The 14,650-nt window shown below is 54.8% G+C and carries 15 protein-coding genes; 12 read left to right on the top strand and 3 right to left on the bottom strand.

Annotated elements, in window-relative coordinates; genetic code table 11:
• Positions 1 to 108 precede the first annotated feature (108 nt).
• From yfcF to yfcD, 3 genes are read left to right on the top strand one after another with little or no spacing between them, the layout of a single operon-like run.
• On the top strand, positions 109 to 753 hold the full coding sequence (yfcF, locus tag AC2FAP_RS10725) for a glutathione transferase (RefSeq protein WP_049022765.1): 645 nt from the start codon (positions 109 to 111) through the stop codon (positions 751 to 753).
• Positions 754 to 807: 54 nt separating this feature from the next.
• Positions 808 to 1,359 (top strand): phosphodiesterase, encoded by a 552-nt coding sequence (gene yfcE / locus AC2FAP_RS10720; protein WP_014171017.1) that lies wholly within the window; start codon positions 808 to 810, stop codon positions 1,357 to 1,359.
• A 55-nt stretch (positions 1,360 to 1,414) separates the two neighbouring features.
• Positions 1,415 to 1,969: an NUDIX hydrolase YfcD gene (gene yfcD, locus AC2FAP_RS10715; RefSeq protein WP_014171016.1), complete on the top strand. Its 555-nt coding sequence runs from the start codon at positions 1,415 to 1,417 to the stop codon at positions 1,967 to 1,969.
• 3 nt (positions 1,970 to 1,972) lie between these two features.
• On the opposite strand, the gene AC2FAP_RS10710 is transcribed toward yfcD, so the two are convergent.
• The gene (locus AC2FAP_RS10710; RefSeq protein WP_153852580.1) at positions 1,973 to 2,992 is read right to left on the bottom strand and encodes a LacI family DNA-binding transcriptional regulator; all 1,020 of its coding nucleotides are present in this window, start codon (positions 2,990 to 2,992) and stop codon (positions 1,973 to 1,975) included.
• 238 nt (positions 2,993 to 3,230) lie between these two features.
• On the opposite strand from AC2FAP_RS10710, the gene AC2FAP_RS10705 reads away from it, so the two are divergent.
• The 5 genes from AC2FAP_RS10705 (at position 3,231) to AC2FAP_RS10685 (ending at position 7,212) form a co-directional block, all read left to right on the top strand.
• A complete protein-coding gene (locus tag AC2FAP_RS10705) occupies positions 3,231 to 3,674 on the top strand; it encodes a PTS sugar transporter subunit IIA (RefSeq protein WP_025203579.1) in 444 nt (147 codons plus the stop codon).
• Between the two features lie 79 nt (positions 3,675 to 3,753).
• Positions 3,754 to 4,026, top strand: coding sequence for a PTS sugar transporter subunit IIB (locus tag AC2FAP_RS10700; protein WP_014171013.1), 273 nt, complete (start codon positions 3,754 to 3,756; stop codon positions 4,024 to 4,026).
• Positions 4,027 to 4,047: 21 nt separating this feature from the next.
• Positions 4,048 to 5,439, top strand: coding sequence for a PTS ascorbate transporter subunit IIC (locus tag AC2FAP_RS10695; RefSeq protein ID WP_020883137.1), 1,392 nt, complete (start codon positions 4,048 to 4,050; stop codon positions 5,437 to 5,439).
• A complete protein-coding gene (locus tag AC2FAP_RS10690) occupies positions 5,436 to 6,266 on the top strand; it encodes a transketolase (RefSeq protein ID WP_121339224.1) in 831 nt (276 codons plus the stop codon). The genes AC2FAP_RS10695 and AC2FAP_RS10690 overlap by 4 nt, the downstream gene beginning before the upstream one ends.
• The gene (locus AC2FAP_RS10685; protein ID WP_025203581.1) at positions 6,259 to 7,212 is read left to right on the top strand and encodes a transketolase family protein; all 954 of its coding nucleotides are present in this window, start codon (positions 6,259 to 6,261) and stop codon (positions 7,210 to 7,212) included. Before AC2FAP_RS10690 ends, AC2FAP_RS10685 begins: the two co-directional genes overlap by 8 nt.
• A 44-nt stretch (positions 7,213 to 7,256) precedes the next feature.
• Here AC2FAP_RS10685 and pta read toward each other — a convergent pair whose 3' ends face one another.
• Together pta and ackA are read right to left on the bottom strand one after the other, a co-directional pair.
• Positions 7,257 to 9,398, bottom strand: a complete 2,142-nt coding sequence (pta, locus tag AC2FAP_RS10680) for a phosphate acetyltransferase (protein ID WP_014171009.1) — start codon at positions 9,396 to 9,398, stop codon at positions 7,257 to 7,259.
• A 76-nt stretch (positions 9,399 to 9,474) separates the two neighbouring features.
• Positions 9,475 to 10,677, bottom strand: coding sequence for an acetate kinase (gene ackA, locus AC2FAP_RS10675; protein WP_014171008.1), 1,203 nt, complete (start codon positions 10,675 to 10,677; stop codon positions 9,475 to 9,477).
• A 337-nt stretch (positions 10,678 to 11,014) separates the two neighbouring features.
• Here ackA and yfbV point away from each other — a divergent pair, with 337 nt between their 5' ends.
• The 4 genes from yfbV (at position 11,015) to AC2FAP_RS10655 (ending at position 14,636) form a co-directional block, all read left to right on the top strand.
• Positions 11,015 to 11,470: a terminus macrodomain insulation protein YfbV gene (gene yfbV / locus AC2FAP_RS10670; protein WP_008502875.1), complete on the top strand. Its 456-nt coding sequence runs from the start codon at positions 11,015 to 11,017 to the stop codon at positions 11,468 to 11,470.
• 92 nt (positions 11,471 to 11,562) lie between these two features.
• Positions 11,563 to 12,057, top strand: coding sequence for a YfbU family protein (locus AC2FAP_RS10665; protein WP_020883140.1), 495 nt, complete (start codon positions 11,563 to 11,565; stop codon positions 12,055 to 12,057).
• 11 nt (positions 12,058 to 12,068) lie between these two features.
• On the top strand, positions 12,069 to 12,728 hold the full coding sequence (locus tag AC2FAP_RS10660; RefSeq protein WP_047356572.1) for a sugar phosphatase: 660 nt from the start codon (positions 12,069 to 12,071) through the stop codon (positions 12,726 to 12,728).
• Positions 12,729 to 12,803: 75 nt separating this feature from the next.
• On the top strand, positions 12,804 to 14,636 hold the full coding sequence (locus tag AC2FAP_RS10655) for an SLC13 family permease (protein WP_014171004.1): 1,833 nt from the start codon (positions 12,804 to 12,806) through the stop codon (positions 14,634 to 14,636).
• Positions 14,637 to 14,650: the final 14 nt, after the last annotated feature.

The raw sequence follows: 14,650 nt of genomic DNA, 5'->3' as shown, positions 1-14,650 counted from the left end.
ATGAAAAATGAGTATAGGTGGTTGTTGTAAATCGTGAGTTTTCATCAAGTGACAGCGAGGCAAAGAGATTATATGTTGAATGAAAACCGATCAGCCGATGAGGATGTTATGAACCAGCCCGTAATCACGTTATGGTCCGATGCAGATTTCTTTTCTCCCTATGTTCTGAGCGCGTATGTGGCGCTGGCCGAAAAAGGACTGTCATTTACGCTAAAGACGGTGGATCTGGACGGCGGTGAACATCTGAAACCACAGTGGCAGGGCTACGCCCTGACCCGTCGCGTGCCGGTGCTGGACATTGATGGCTTCGCGCTGAGTGAATCGTCGGCGATCGATGAGTATCTGGAAGATCGGTTCGCACCACCTGAGTGGGAGCGCATCTACCCTCACGATCTGCAAAAACGTGCCCGCGCACGTCAGATCCAGGCGTGGCTGCGCAGCGATCTGGTGCCGATTCGCGTGGAACGCTCCACGGATGTGGTGTTTGCCGGGGTAAAAAAACCGGCGCTGAGTAAAGACGGTGCGGCCAGTGCCCAAAAACTGATCGATACCGCGTCTTCTCTGCTGGCTCATGGTAATCCGAATTTATTCGGCGAGTGGTGTATTGCCGATACCGATCTGGCGCTGATGCTGAACCGTCTGATCCTCAATGGGGATGAGGTGCCTCAGCTGCTGGTGGATTATGCCGCGTTTCAGTGGCAACGCGCCTCAGTGCAGCGCTATGTGGCACTCTCCGCTAAGCGGGCGGGCTGATATAGCCTGACGCTTCAGGTATGATAGGGCAGTCTGATTTCCAGGGAGTGACTGATGAAACTGATGTTTGCGTCTGATATCCATGGTTCGCTGCCCGCGACCGAGCGTGTTCTTTCTCTGTTTGCTCAAAGCGGGGCGCAATGGCTGGTGATTCTGGGGGATGTGTTAAATCATGGTCCGCGCAATGCGCTGCCGGAAGGCTATGCACCGGCGCAGGTAGCGGAAAAACTCAACCAGTATGCTTCGCGCATTATCGCCGTTCGCGGTAACTGCGACAGTGAAGTGGACCAGATGCTGCTGGATTTTCCCATCACTGCCCCCTGGCAACAGGTGCTGATGGAAAATAGCCGTCTGTTCCTGACCCATGGTCATCTTTTTAGCCCGGAAAATCTCCCGGCACTGGCGGCTGGCGATGTCCTGGTTTACGGTCATACTCATATTCCGGTGGCAGAAAAACGCGGCGAGATGTATCACTTTAACCCCGGTTCGGTCAGCATACCGAAAGGTGGAAATCCAGCAAGCTATGGCATGCTCGATGAGAATACGTTAAGCGTAATCGCACTTAATGATCAGCAAGTTATTGCGCAAATAGCGATTAATCCGTAAGTTACACCTCAACTGCAAACGCGCCGAAAGAGCGCTTAGACGAGAAGGTTTCCCGATGGTGGAGCAGAGTCATTTGGCAAGTACAGAGTGGGTTGACATTGTCAACGAAGAGAATGAAGTGATCGCGCAGGCCAGCCGCGAACAAATGCGCGCGGAGCGTCTGCGTCACCGTGCGACATACATCGTTGTGCATGACGGGATGGGCAAAATTCTGGTTCAGCGCCGCACGGACACCAAAGATTTTCTCCCTGGTATGCTGGATGCAACTGCAGGCGGCGTTGTTCAGGCGGATGAAGTTCTGCTGGACTCCGCGCGTCGTGAAGCGGAAGAAGAGTTAGGGATTGCCGGCGTGCCGTTTGCCGAGCATGGTCAGTTCTATTTCGAGGACGAGCATTGCCGCGTTTGGGGCGGGCTGTTTAGCTGCGTTTCCCATGGCCCGTTCGCCCTGCAGGAAGAAGAAGTGAGCGAAGTGAACTGGATGACGCCGGAAGAAATTACCGCGCGTTGCGACGAGTTCACCCCGGATTCGTTAAAAGCGCTGGCGCTGTGGATGACCCGCAACGCTAAAAACGAATCCACGAAAGCGGAAAAAGAGGAAGAGGCGGAGTAAGCCTCAACAGCTCTCCCGCAAACACAGGCTGGACGCGATGGGTTTATGGTCGCGCCAGTCTCCATCATTCAGACGTTCCAGTAACGCGCGTCCCGCTTCAATCCCAATCTTACGATGTGGCACAGCCATGGTCGTCAGCGGTGGCTGACAGACCCGGCTGACGTCGCTATCGCCAAAACCCACCACGGCCAGATCGTCCGGTACTTTTATGCGCCGACGCTGGCATTCATAAAGTACCCCGCAGGCCAGTTCATCCGACACGCACACCAGTGCATCCAGCTCCGGCCACGCCAGCAGGAACTCCGGCAGTTGCGCCGCACCCGTGGAAAAACTCGGTGGCATGGCGGCGTTAATCACCCGGTTTGGTGACATATGGTGGCGAAGCATCGCTTTGTACCAGCCCTGTAAATGCTGCTGGAAAATCCACTGCTCCTGGTTAGCACACAGCAGGCCAATATTCTGGTAGCCGCGCTTAATAACCATCTCCGTCAGTTCGTACATCGCCGCGACGTTATCAATCCCGATATTCATATCAATAGGATCGGCGCGCATGGCCCCCATTTCCATGACCGGAATGGAGGCGTTTTTCAGCCAGTGGCGGACAGTATCGGAGTGTTCAACGCTGAGCAAAATCGCAGCGGCAATGTTCGACGCCAGCAGCGTCTCCAGCAATTTTTCTTCCTGCTCGAGTCGATGCTGTGATTCGGCCAGCATGATCTGGTAGCCGGCAGGCTGCAGCACCTGCTGAAGCCCGGCGAACATCTCCGAGCAACCGGATTCGGAGAGATTAGGAACGACCATCGCAATCGTCCATGACGATGCCGAGGCCAGCGCGCTGGCAGCGAGATTAGGCATGTAACCCAATTCCTGTACAGCGGCTTCTATTTTTTCTCGCAGTTTATCGGAAACTTGTTCAGGCGTGCGGAGTGCACGGGACACGGTCATCGTGCCCACCCCGGCAAGCTGTGCGACATCGGCGAGTGTCACTTTACCGGTACTGCGCCGTTTTCGGGTTAGAGACATACACCTTCCTGCTGACCAGACGCGTTTTTATTATCATCCTTCGTTTCACGTGAAACGCAGTATACGCCTTAAATCCCTTTTTTTGCTGTGAATTCACGCCATGATTACAATTTGATAGCGCTATCACACTTCTGAATGTTAGCGATTGGTAGCGCTATCTTTGTGATCCCGATCGCAGTCAATAAGGGATGTGTTGAATAAAGTTTGCTCATCTTTTGCATTGTGGCGGGACGGAGAAATGCTGAAAAAGTGGATATATGATACAACCATCACGCTGCAGGAGAGCGTGGAAAGCTGGCCGCAGGCGCTGGAAATATGTGCGAAACCGTTGCTGGATCTGCAGGTGATTGGCCCGGAATACGTGACGGCCATCATTGAGCAGCATCATGCACTAGGACCTTATTATGTGCTGGCACCCGGGCTGGCCATGCCGCATGCGCGGCCGGAAGAGGGGGCCAAAGGATTAGGCCTCTCATTATTAAAACTGAAAAAGGGAGTCTCTTTTGGTGCCGGTGAGTTCGATCCCGTGGATGTTATTATTATGCTCGCGGCGCCGGATAAACACAGTCACATCGACATGATCTCTGCCCTCGCTGAATTATTTTCCAGCGACGACGATATGGCTGAATTGCATCAGGCGAATACCCTGGAGGATATTAAAACGATTATTGACCGCTTCTGATTTAATTCTCTCATCCGATTTATCACAACATTACGTTTAGCGTGATGGGGCGTGCTCTACTCAAAAAAAGGGGACAACAATGAAAATTATGGCTATTTGCGGTTCAGGCCTGGGCAGTAGTTTTATGGTCGAAATGAATATTAAAAAGGTGCTCAAGAAGCTGGCCATTGACGCCGACGTTGAACACTCCGATCTCTCCTCGGCAACGCCGGGTGCCGCCGATCTTTTCGTGATGGCGAAGGACATTGCCGCCAGTGCCAGCGTGCCGGAAAGCCAGCTGGTGGTGATCAACAACATCATTGATATCAACGAACTCGAAGCGCAGCTCCGCGCCTGGTTCGACAGACAATAATCCTGATAAGGCGAGGTGGATATGTTTATCCTTGAAACGCTGAATTTCGTTGTTGATATATTAAAAGTCCCGTCGGTTCTGGTGGGATTAATAGCCTTAATTGGCCTGGTCGCTCAGAAGAAATCTTTTTCTGATGTGGTGAAAGGGACCATTAAAACCATACTCGGTTTTATTGTGCTTGGCGGCGGGGCCACGGTGCTGGTTGGGTCATTAAATCCGTTAGGCGGAATGTTTGAACACGCCTTTAATATTCAGGGCATTATTCCCAATAACGAGGCAATTGTTTCTATTGCGCTGGAGAAATACGGTGCCTCTACCGCGCTGATTATGGCATTCGGTATGGTGGCAAATATCATTGTCGCCCGCTTTACGCGTCTGAAGTATATCTTCCTGACCGGGCATCACACCTTCTACATGGCATGCATGATTGGGGTCATCCTCACCGTGGCGGGCTTTGAGGGCGTTGGTCTGGTCTTTACCGGGTCGCTGATCCTCGGTCTGGTGATGGCCTTCTTCCCGGCGCTGGCGCAGCGTTACATGAAGCGCATTACCGGCAACGATGACATCGCTTTTGGTCACTTCGGTACCCTGGGCTATGTTCTCTCCGGCTGGATTGGCAGCAAGTTCGGCAAAGGCTCTCGCTCGACTGAAGAGATGAACCTGCCGAAGAACCTGAGCTTCCTGCGCGACAGTTCTATCTCCATCTCGCTGACCATGATGATCATCTACCTGATCATGGCGGTGAGCGCCGGGCGTGACTACGTTGAGGCGACCTTTAGCGGCGGTCAGAACTATCTGGTCTATGCCATCATCATGGCCATCACGTTCGCCGCGGGGGTGTTCATCATCCTGCAGGGTGTGCGCCTGATTCTGGCGGAAATCGTCCCGGCCTTTACCGGCTTTTCTGAAAAACTGGTGCCGAATGCACGTCCGGCTCTGGACTGCCCGGTTGTCTATCCGTATGCGCCAAATGCGGTGCTGATTGGCTTCCTGTTCAGCTTCCTTGGCGGGCTGGTGGGTCTGTTTATCTGTGGGCAGTTCAGCTGGGTGCTGATTCTGCCTGGTGTGGTGCCGCACTTCTTCACCGGCGCCACCGCGGGCGTGTTTGGTAACGCCACCGGGGGGCGTCGTGGAGCGATGATTGGTGCGTTTGCCAACGGCCTGCTGATCACCTTCCTGCCGGTTCTGCTGCTGCCGGTGCTGGGGGCAATTGGATTTGCCAATACCACGTTCTCGGACGCTGACTTTGGCGCTGTCGGGATCGTACTGGGTAACCTGGCGCGCTTCCTGTCGCCGCTTGCCATCACCGGCCTTGTTGTGGCGTTGTTCGCACTGCTGGTGGCGTACAACGTGTTCGCTAAAAACAAATCTGCGGGCGATAACGCGCAGGAAAACACCGGAGCCAAATCATGAATGAGAATGAGATAACCCATCTGGCGCGTCAGATCCGCCTTGAAACGCTGAAAATGCTGACCCAGCTGGGCTTTGGTCACTACGGCGGCAGTATGTCGGTTGTTGAAACCCTGGCCGTGTTGTACGGCGCAGTGATGAAAATTGACCCGGCCGACCCGGACTGGCCAGAGCGTGACTACTTTGTCTTGTCAAAAGGACATGCTGGCCCGGCGCTGTACAGCACCCTGGCGATCAAAGGCTACTTCCCGATGGAAGAGCTGGGCACGCTGAACCAGAATGGTACGCGCCTGCCGAGCCATCCGGACCGGCTAAAAACGCGCGGGGTGGATGCTACCACCGGCTCGCTGGGGCAGGGGATTTCCATCGCCGGTGGAATGGCGCTGTCGCATAAGCTGGCGGGACGCCCCAACCGGGTTTTCTGTATCGTCGGCGACGGCGAGCTGAACGAAGGGCAGTGCTGGGAAGCGTTCCAGTTTATTGCACACCATCGCCTGAATAACCTGACGGTATTCGTTGACTGGAACAAACAGCAGCTTGATGGCGAACTCGACGACATTATCTGTGCGTTCGATCTGGAAGGAAAATTCCGTGCCTTCGGGTTTGACGTGGTGACGGTGAAAGGAGATGACATTCCGGCACTGCTGGAGGTGACATCGCTGGTTCCGGCGGCGGATGCTCGCCCGCTGGTGGTGATCCTCGACAGTATCAAAGGGCAGGGCGTGCCGTATCTGGAGCAACTGAGTAACTCGCACCATCTGCGATTAACCGCCGAGAGCAAGGCGGCCCTCAACGAGACGATTCGCCAACTGGAGGCTTCACATGATTAAGGTTGCACCTGCAGGTCAGAAAGACGCCGTCGAGATGCGTAAAGTCTACGCGGGGTTTGTGGCACAGCAGATTGAAGCCGGGAGCGACATTATCGCCCTCGAGGCGGATCTGATGAGTTCAATGGCGATGGATGGCGTGGCGCGTGATTATCCGCAGCATGTGATTAACTGCGGCATCATGGAAGCTAACGTTATGGGGACGGCGGCGGGGCTGTCGCTGACCGGACGCAAGCCGTTCGTGCATACCTTTACCGCCTTCGCCAGCCGTCGCTGTTTCGACCAGCTGTTTATGTCCCTGGACTACCAGCGTAACAATGTGAAGGTCATTGCTTCAGATGCCGGCGTGACGGCCTGTCATAACGGCGGCACGCATATGTCGTTTGAAGATATGGGCATCGTGCGGGGGCTGGCCCATTCGGTGGTGCTGGAGGTAACGGATGCGGTGATGTTTGAAGATGTACTGCGCCAGCTTATTGACCTCGAAGGTTTCTACTGGGTGCGTACCATCCGTAAGCAGGCCCCGAGCGTGTATGCGCCGGGTTCGACATTTACGCTTGGCAAGGGCAACGTACTGCGCGAAGGCAGTGACATCACCCTGATTGCCAACGGCATTATGGTGGCGGAAGCGCTTGAAGCGGCGCGTCAGCTCGAACAGGAGGGCGTCAGCGCCGCGGTGATCGACATGTTTACCCTTAAGCCGATTGACCGGATGCTGGTGAAAAACTACGCCGAGAAAACCGGACGTATCGTGACCTGCGAAAACCACAGCATTCATAACGGGCTGGGATCGGCAGTGGCGGAAGTGCTGGTGGAAACCTGTCCGGTGCCGATGCGTCGGGTGGGCGTGAAGGAGCGTTACGGCCAGGTGGGGACACAGGACTTCCTGCAGAAGGAGTATGGCCTGACGGCACACGACATTGTGTCGGCGGCGAGGGAGTTGTTGTAAATAAAAAAGGCGACCTTCGGGTCGCCTTTTTAGTCAGTAACGTATTACTGCTGTTGTGAAGACTGGATCGCGGTCAGAGCGATGGTGTAGACGATATCGTCAACCAGCGCGCCCCGGGACAGGTCGTTCACAGGTTTGCGCATACCCTGCAGCATTGGCCCGATGGAGATCAGGTCTGCAGAACGCTGCACCGCTTTGTAGGTGGTGTTACCGGTGTTCAGATCCGGGAAGATGAACACGGTAGCGCGACCCGCAACCGGTGAGTTCGGTGCTTTGGATTTCGCAACGTCAGCCATAACCGCGGCATCATACTGCAGTGGACCGTCGATCATCAGGTCAGGACGTTTTTCCTGCGCCAGACGCGTCGCTTCACGGACTTTCTCTACATCGCTACCTGCACCAGAAGTACCGGTGGAGTAGGAGAGCATTGCCACGCGAGGTTCAATACCGAAGGCAATCGCGGAATCGGCAGACTGAATAGCGATCTCAGCCAGCTGCTCTGCAGTTGGATCCGGGTTGATCGCACAGTCACCGTAAACGTAAACCTGTTCAGGCAGCAGCATGAAGAACACGGAAGACACCAGAGAACTGCCTGGCGCCGTTTTGATCAGCTGCAGCGGTGGACGGATGGTGTTCGCCGTGGTGTGAACCGCACCGGAAACCAGACCGTCAACTTCGTCCTGCTCCAGCATCAGCGTGCCCAGCACAACGTTGTCTTCAAGCTGCTCACGCGCAACGGCTTCGGTCATGCCCTTGCTCTTACGCAGTTCAACCAGACGTGCAACGTAGCTTTCGCGAACCACTTCCGGGTCGACGATTTCAATGCCTGCACCCAGCTCAACGCCCTGAGAGGCAGCAACGCGGTTAATTTCATCCGGGTTACCCAGCAGCACACAGGTCGCGATGCCGCGCTCTGCACAGATGGCAGCCGCTTTAACGGTACGTGGTTCGTCGCCTTCTGGCAGAACAACACGTTTGCCCGCTTTACGCGCCAGCTCGGTCAGCTGGTAACGGAAGGCCGGAGGAGACAGACGACGGCTGCGCTCGGAGGTCGCCGTCAGGGATTCAATCCAGTCTGCGTTGATGTAGCCCGCAACGTATTCCTGCACTTTCTCGATACGCTCATGGTCATCAACCGGCACTTCCAGGTTGAAGCTCTGCAGGCTCAGAGAGGTCTGCCAGGTGTTGGTGTTCACCATAAAGACTGGCAGGCCAGTGGCGAACGCACGCTCGCACAGCTTGCTTACGCGTGGATCCATCTCGTAAGCACCGGTCAGCAGAATGGCGCCGATTTCCACACCGTTCATCGCGGCCAGGCACGCAGCAACCAGCACGTCAGGACGGTCAGCGGAGGTCACGAGCAGGGAGCCTGCGCGGAAGTGTTCCAGCATGTGCGGAATGCTACGCGCACAGAAGGTCACAGACTTCACGCGGCGGGTGTTGATGTCGCCTTCGTTAATCACGGTAGCGTTCAGGTGACGCGCCATGTCGATTGCACGGGTAGCAATCAGGTCGAAGCTCCATGGCACCACGCCCAGTACTGGCAGCGGGCTGGAATCCTGCAGAGTCGCCGGATCAACTTTAACCACTTTCGCTTTAGAAGAGTCATCGAAGATTTCGGACAGGTCAGGACGGGTACGACCTTGTTCATCAACCGGTGCGTTCAGTTTGTTAACGATAACGCCGGTGATGTTGGTATTTTTCGCGCCGCCGAAGCTGCTGCGGGTCAGTTCGATACGCTCTTTCAGCTGTTCCTGGTTATCGGTACCCTGGGACATGACGAACACGATTTCCGCATTCAGCGTTTTCGCGATTTCGAAGTTCAGAGACTGAGCGAACTGGTGTTTGCGGGTCGGGACCAGGCCTTCAACCAGCACCACTTCCGCGTCTTGCGTGTTAGCGTGATAGTTGGCGATGATCTCTTCCATCAGCACGTCTTTCTGGTTGCTGGACAGCAGAGATTCAACGTGGCTCATCTTCAGCGGTTCAGCCGCTGGCAGATTGGAGTTCTTACGCACGATGGTGGTGGTCTGGTCTGGCGCATCGCCACCGGCACGAGGCTGGGCGATAGGCTTAAAGACGCTCAGACGAACGCCTTTGCGTTCCATAGCACGGATAACGCCAAGGCTGACGCTGGTCAGACCGACGCTGGTTCCGGTAGGGATCAGCATAATAGTACGGGACACGGTTTATCCTCTTTCGTTACCGCCGACAGGGGGCGGGCTACAAAACAGCACCGCCAGCATTGCTGGCGGTGTGGAATCAGGCAGTCAGGCGGTGCGCGTCTTGCGCGATGACCAGCTCTTCGTTAGTTGGGATAACGATAGCCGGACGGGTGCCTTCTTTGTTGATGAAGCCAGACTTGCCGAAGCGGGCAGCCAGGTTACGCTCGTGGTCAACTTCGAAGCCCAGAACGCCCAGTTTACCCAGGGACAGTTCACGAACCATTGCCGCGTTCTCACCGATACCACCGGTGAAGATAACCGCGTCCAGACGACCGTCCATCAGCGCAGTGTAAGAGCCGATGTACTTCGCCAGACGGTGGCAGTAAACGTCCATTGCACGTTTAGCGTCTGCTTTTTCTGCGTAGTTGTCTTCAACATAACGGCAGTCGCTGGTGACTTCGGTCAGACCCAGCAGGCCAGACTCTTTGGTCAGCATTTTGTTGATCTGATCAACGCTCATGCCCAGGGTGTCGTGCAGGTGGAAGATGATAGCCGGGTCGATGTCACCGGAACGGGTACCCATCACCAGACCTTCCAGCGGGGTCAGACCCATGGATGTATCAACACATTTACCGTTGCGGATAGCAGAAACAGAACCACCGTTGCCCAGGTGGCAGGTGATGATGTTAACTTCTTCAACCGGCTTGTTCAGCACTTTAGCGGCTTCCTGAGTCACATAGAAGTGGCTGGTGCCGTGCGCGCCGTAGCGACGGACGCCGTGCTCTTTGTAGAGGCTGTACGGCAGGGCATAGAGGTAAGATTCTTCCGGCATGGTCTGGTGGAACGCAGTGTCGAACACAGCCACGTTTTTGTCTTTCAGCTGCGGGAAGGATTTCAGCGCTTCAGCGATACCGATCAGGTGAGCTGGGTTGTGCAGCGGTGCGAAAGAGGCAGAGTCTTTAATGCCCTGGATAACCGTTTCGTCGATAACGACGGAACGGGTGTATTTTTCGCCGCCGTGGACGATACGGTGACCAATCGCAGTCAGCTGAGCAGACAGTTCTGGTTTTTGTGCCAGAATAGTGTTAACGATAAAGTTCAGCGCTTCACTGTGAGCGGCGCCTGCACCTAAAGCCGCTTCCTGTTTGCTGCCGTCCATCTTCCATTTGATACGTGCTTCAGGCAGATGGAAACATTCGGCCAAACCAGAGAGGTATTCGTCACCGTTGAGCGCATCGATGATGGCGAATTTCAGTGAGGAGCTACCGCAGTTCAGAACCAGTACTAACTTACTCGACATGGAAGTACCTATTATTGATACGTGGCTAAAAAAACGTCAGGGAGTCTAAAAGCGTAACGCATAATGACTCAGACATTTATGATTAACATCATGCCAAACGAACATTGTGGCATGATGGAAGAAATACATATGATTTTATGCCATTTTGAACATTTTTCAGCCAATGGCATAATATGCGATAATTTGACGAGTTAATGGTTCTCGTCTAAGGGCCTATCAGGCTGGCACAGAATACCCGATACGGGGTGCTGATGACAAAATATTTTGAACGTTGTCATAGCCTGTTGTGGTTTTGCACGAAAATTTTAATTTTTATATGTGAAGTTGAGGTACAGCCATGTCGACACCAGAGAACCCGTCCGTGAATTTTTTCAGTCTGTTTCGTCGGGGACAGCATTACGCAAAGACGTGGCCAATGGAAAAGCGCCTTGCGCCCATGTTTATTGAGAACCGCACGATCCGCGCCACGCGCTATGCGATTCGCTTTATGCCACCTGTCGCCATCTTTACGCTCTGCTGGCAAATCGCGCTGGGCGGGCAGCTTGGCCCGGCCGTTGCGACGGCACTTTTCGCGTTAAGTCTGCCGATGCAGGGTCTGTGGTGGTTAGGTAAACGTTCTATCACGCCACTCCCGCCTTCTATTTTACACTGGTTTTATGAAGTTCGCGGGAAACTGGAGGAAGCCGGGCAGGCGCTTGCCCCGGTCGAAGGCAAGCCCGATTACCAGGCGCTGGCTGACACGCTCAAGCGCGCTTTTAAGCAACTCGACAAAACATTCCTCGATGACTTGTGATTGATCATCGAAACGACGAATAAAAGAAGGCACAGTAACTCACCGTTACCGTGTCTTTTTTTTACAGTGCAATGCGCTACAGGAGTCGAAAGATGGAAATGACCCATGCTCAACGTCTGATTTTGTCCAACCAGTACAAAATGATGACTATGCTTGATCCCGATAACGCTGAGCGCTACAGCCGCCTGCAGACAATCGTCGAACGTGGCTTTGGTTTGCAGATGCGTGAACTGGACCGCGAGTTTGGTGAGATGAAAGAAGAAACCTGCCGCACCGTGATCGACATTATGGAAATGTATCACGCCCTGCATGTTTCCTGGACCAATCTCAAAGATCAGCAGTCCATTGACGAACGTCGCGTCACCTTCCTGGGCTTTGATGCCGCAACGGAAGCGCGTTATCTGAGCTATGTGCGTTTTATGGTGAACACGGAAGGGCGCTATACCCATTTTGACGCGGGCACACACGGCTTCAATGCGCAGACCCCAATGTGGGAAAAATATCAGCGCATGCTGAGCGTCTGGCACGCCTGCCCGCGCCAGTACCATTTAAGTAACAATGAGATTCAACAAATTATTAATGCCTGACGGAGGTGCTTGTGCAGTGTAGAGGTTTTCTGTTTGATTTGGACGGTACGCTGGTGGATTCGCTGCCGGTTGTGGAGCGTTCATGGTGCCATTGGGCGGACAGACATGGCATTGACCATCAGGAAGTACTGAATTTTATCCATGGCAAACAGGCCATAACCTCATTGCGGCACTTCTTAGCAGGACGTTCTGAGGAAGAGATTCAGGCGGAGTTCAGCTATCTTGAGCACATTGAAGCCACCGACACGGATGGCATCACAGCGCTGCCGGGGGCGCGTGAACTGCTTGAACATCTGAACGAAGCCCAAATCCCGTGGGCGATCGTCACCTCCGGCTCGGTGCCCGTTGCCCATGCTCGCCACAAGGCCGCAGGGTTACCGACGCCCGAAGTGTTTATCACGGCAGAGCGCGTGAAGCGCGGCAAGCCTGAACCGGATGCCTTTTTGCTCGGTGCCGAACTGCTTGGCCTGGCACCAGCCGATTGTGTGGTGGTGGAGGATGCGGCCGCAGGCGTCCTGGCGGGGTTGAACGCCGGAAGCCACGTCATCGCCGTTAATGTTCCGGCGGGTTCACCCCGCCTGAACGAGGCGGATCTGGTGCTTAACACGCTGACGGCGATTAACGTTGCGAAGGCACCGGACGGAGTTGTAACCGTCTCGCTTAAAATGTAATCCCATGATATAGCCCCACATTGTTGGGGCTTTTTTATGGCAAAATTTTGTCTCCTCCACTGACAAGGATATGTTGTGAACGGTGAACTGATTTGGGTCCTGAGCCTGCTTTTAATCGCCATCCTTCTCTTTGCCTCAGGCAAGGTGCGCATGGATGCCATCGCCTTGTTTGTCATCGTTGCCTTTGTGCTGAGCGGTACGCTCACGCTGCCGGAGGCTTTCTCCGGATTTAGTGATCCCAACGTTATCCTGATTGCCGCCCTGTTTATTATTGGCGACGGGCTGGTGCGCACTGGCGTGGCGACCATTATGGGGTCGTGGCTGGTCAAGGTGGCCGGCAACAGCGAAACCAAAATGTTGATCTACCTGATGCTGACGGTTGCCGGGCTGGGGGCGTTTATGAGCTCCACGGGCGTCGTCGCCATCTTTATCCCGGTGGTGCTGAGCGTCTCCATGCGGATGCAAACCTCGCCGTCGCGCCTGATGATGCCTCTGAGCTTTGCCGGTCTTATCAGCGGGATGATGACGCTGGTGGCGACCCCGCCGAACCTGGTCGTCAACAGTGAGCTAATCCGCGAAGGGTTTGAAGGCTTTAGCTTTTTCAGCGTGACCCCACTTGGACTGGTGATTCTGGTGCTGGGCGTGGTCTACATGCTGTTAACCCGTTTTGCCCTGAAGGGGGAAAAACAGGATAAAAGCAAAGACGGCTGGAAACGACGGACCTTCCGCGATCTGATCAAAGAGTACCGTCTGACCGGGCGGGCGCGCCGTCTGGCTATCCGCCCCGGCTCGCCCCTCATTGGCCAGCGTCTTGACGACCTGAAGCTGCGCGAGCGCTATGGCGCGAACGTGATCGGCGTAGAGCGCTGGCGTCGTTTTCGGCGGGTTATCGTTAACGTCAACGGGGTGTCGGAATTCCGTGCACGCGACGTTTTGCTGATTGATATGTCCACCGCCGATGTCGATTTGCGCGAGTTTTGCAGTGAACAGTTGCTGGAACCCATGGTGCTACGTGGGGAGTATTTCTCAGACCAGGCGCTGGATGTCGGCATGGCCGAAGTGTCGCTGATCCCGGAATCAGAATTACTGGGTAAAACCGTGCGCGAAATCGGCTTCAGGACCCGCTATGGGCTGAATGTGGTGGGTTTAAAGCGTGATGGCGTGGCGATGGAAGGGGCGGTAGTGGATGAGCCTATCCTGCTCGGTGATATCTTCCTGGTCGTCGGCAACTGGAAACTGATCGGTCAGCTTGGGCAGAAAGGCCGCGACTTTGTGGTACTTAATATGCCGGTTGAAGAGAGCGATGCTTCTCCGGCGCACAGCCAGGCACCGCATGCGATTTTTTGCCTGGTGTTGATGGTCGCACTGATGCTAACTGACGAAATTCCAAACCCCATTGCGGCCATTATCGCCTGTCTTCTGATGGGTAAATTCCGCTGTATTGATGCCGAAAGCGCCTACAAAGCCATTCACTGGCCGAGCATCATTCTGATTGTCGGGATGATGCCCTTTGCCCTGGCGTTACAAAAAACCGGTGGGGTGGATTTGATCGTCAAGGGACTCATGGACGCAGGCGGTGGATACGGGCCTTACATGATGCTGGTCTGCCTGTTTATCATGTGCGCCACGATAGGCCTGTTTATCTCCAATACGGCCACGGCCGTCCTGATGGCACCCATTGCACTGGCGATGGCGAAATCAATGGGGGTTTCGCCGTACCCGTTTGCCATGATCGTCGCTATGGCGGCATCTGCAGCGTTTATGACTCCGGTCTCGTCACCGGTCAATACGCTGGTGCTTGGCCCGGGGAATTACAAATTCAGTGATTTTGTGAAGATAGGCGTGCCCTTCACCGTGCTGGTGATGGTGGTGTGCGTGATACTGATTCCCGTGCTGTTCCCGTTTTAAACCCTGATGCCGGG

It is taken from the genome of Enterobacter cloacae complex sp. 394I7 (genome assembly GCF_057320345.1).
The sequence above is the reverse complement of the archived record's forward strand: the minus strand, read 5'-3'. Positions and strand labels throughout refer to the sequence as shown.

Bases quoted from the DNA above. Each gene is read 5' to 3' on its own strand.
- yfcF (WP_049022765.1), top strand. From the start codon at position 109: ATGAACCAGCCCGTAATCACGTTATGGTCCGATGCAGATTTCTTTTCT.
- yfcE (WP_014171017.1), top strand. From the start codon at position 808: ATGAAACTGATGTTTGCGTCTGATATCCATGGTTCGCTGCCCGCGACC.
- yfcD (WP_014171016.1), top strand. From the start codon at position 1,415: ATGGTGGAGCAGAGTCATTTGGCAAGTACAGAGTGGGTTGACATTGTC.
- AC2FAP_RS10710 (WP_153852580.1), bottom strand. From the start codon at position 2,992: ATGTCTCTAACCCGAAAACGGCGCAGTACCGGTAAAGTGACACTCGCC.
- AC2FAP_RS10705 (WP_025203579.1), top strand. From the start codon at position 3,231: ATGCTGAAAAAGTGGATATATGATACAACCATCACGCTGCAGGAGAGC.
- AC2FAP_RS10700 (WP_014171013.1), top strand. From the start codon at position 3,754: ATGAAAATTATGGCTATTTGCGGTTCAGGCCTGGGCAGTAGTTTTATG.
- AC2FAP_RS10695 (WP_020883137.1), top strand. From the start codon at position 4,048: ATGTTTATCCTTGAAACGCTGAATTTCGTTGTTGATATATTAAAAGTC.
- AC2FAP_RS10690 (WP_121339224.1), top strand. From the start codon at position 5,436: ATGAATGAGAATGAGATAACCCATCTGGCGCGTCAGATCCGCCTTGAA.
- AC2FAP_RS10685 (WP_025203581.1), top strand. From the start codon at position 6,259: ATGATTAAGGTTGCACCTGCAGGTCAGAAAGACGCCGTCGAGATGCGT.
- ackA (WP_014171008.1), bottom strand. From the start codon at position 10,677: ATGTCGAGTAAGTTAGTACTGGTTCTGAACTGCGGTAGCTCCTCACTG.
- yfbV (WP_008502875.1), top strand. From the start codon at position 11,015: ATGTCGACACCAGAGAACCCGTCCGTGAATTTTTTCAGTCTGTTTCGT.
- AC2FAP_RS10665 (WP_020883140.1), top strand. From the start codon at position 11,563: ATGGAAATGACCCATGCTCAACGTCTGATTTTGTCCAACCAGTACAAA.